We start from the raw sequence: 1462 nt of genomic DNA on the forward strand, positions 1-1462 counted from the left end.
TTTTCGCTTAACCAGGCGCGCTATCAGGGGTCAAATATTCTTATTGCACGTCAAAACTTTGGTTGTGGTTCATCTCGTGAACATGCGCCTTGGGCGCTTGATGATTATGGCTTTCGTGCTGTTATCGCGCCGAGCTTTGCGGATATTTTCTTCAACAACTGCTTCAAGAACGGTATTTTACCGATCGTTCTGAGTGAAGAAGATGTTGACGTAATCTTCAACGAATTATTCGCAAACGAAGGTTATGAACTAAGTATTGATTTAGAGCAACAAACCGTGACTTCACCGAGTGGTAAAGTATACAGCTTCGAAGTCGATGACTTCCGTAAGCACTGTTTGTTAAACGGTTTGGATGATATTGGCGTAACGCTAGAAAACGTCGAAGCAATCAAGGCTTATGAAGAGAAAAGAAAAGCTGAAGCACCTTGGTTATTTGTAGATTTTGAGCGATAAAACAGACTTATTGGATTATTTAAAAGAGTTTTCAAGATGAAAAAATTAGGACTTGTTGGTTGGCGAGGCATGGTAGGCTCCGTGCTAATGCAGCGCATGAAAGAAGAAAACGACTTCTCATTGGTTGAGCCTATTTTCTTCACAACCTCACAGGCTGGCCAAGATGCGCCAGATGTTGGTCAAAGTGAGAAAAAGCTTAAGAGCGCAACCGACATTGCTGAATTATCAGCAATGGATGTCATCATTACTTGTCAGGGTGGTGATTATACCAAAGAGGTATTTCAGCCACTGAGAGACTCAGGCTGGGACGGCTACTGGATTGACGCAGCTTCTGCGCTTCGTATGGATGATCAAGCGATTATCGTGCTCGATCCTGTTAACCGTGACGTGATCGATAAAGGCCTGGCATCAGGCGTTAAGAACTACGTTGGCGGAAACTGTACGGTCAGCTTAATGCTGATTGCGCTAGGTGGTTTGTTTGCTGAAGACTTGATTGAGTGGGTTTCACCCATGACTTATCAAGCAGCTTCAGGTTCTGGTGCCAAGCATATGCGTGAACTAATCTCGCAGATGGGTGATATTCATAATACTGTAATTAATCCACTATCAGACCCTGCAAGCGCAATCCTTGATATCGACAAAGCGGTCGCTGAAAGGCTGCGTTCTGATGAGTTTCCAAAAGACCAATTCGGTGTGCCGCTTGCGGGTAGCCTGATTCCTTGGATCGATACCCAGCTACCTTCAGGGCAAAGCAGGGAGGAGTGGAAAGCTGGCGCCGAGACAAACAAAATACTAGGCATTGAAGACACACCGATCCCTATTGACGGCCTGTGCGTGCGTATTGGCGCAATGCGTTGTCATAGCCAGGCCTTAACGATCAAGCTGAAGAAAGATATTTCAGTGGAAGAGATTGAGCAAAAATTAGCGAAGGCGAACGACTGGGTTAAGGTTATTCCGAATGATCGTGAGCAAACGATTAATGAGCTTACACCTACTGAAGTAACTGGTA

2 protein-coding genes are annotated in these 1462 nt (G+C 45.0%); both read left to right on the forward strand.

The window, feature by feature from the left end; genetic code table 11:
* On the forward strand, window positions 1-453 hold a 453-nt coding region (gene leuD / locus A3766_RS05865), incomplete at its 5' end, for a 3-isopropylmalate dehydratase small subunit (RefSeq protein ID WP_068641904.1).
* Between the two features lie 36 nt (window positions 454-489).
* Window positions 490-1462, forward strand: a 973-nt coding sequence (asd, locus tag A3766_RS05870) for an aspartate-semialdehyde dehydrogenase (RefSeq protein WP_068641906.1), incomplete at its 3' end; no start/stop codon positions are given.

It is taken from the genome of Oleiphilus sp. HI0132, from assembly GCF_001635845.1.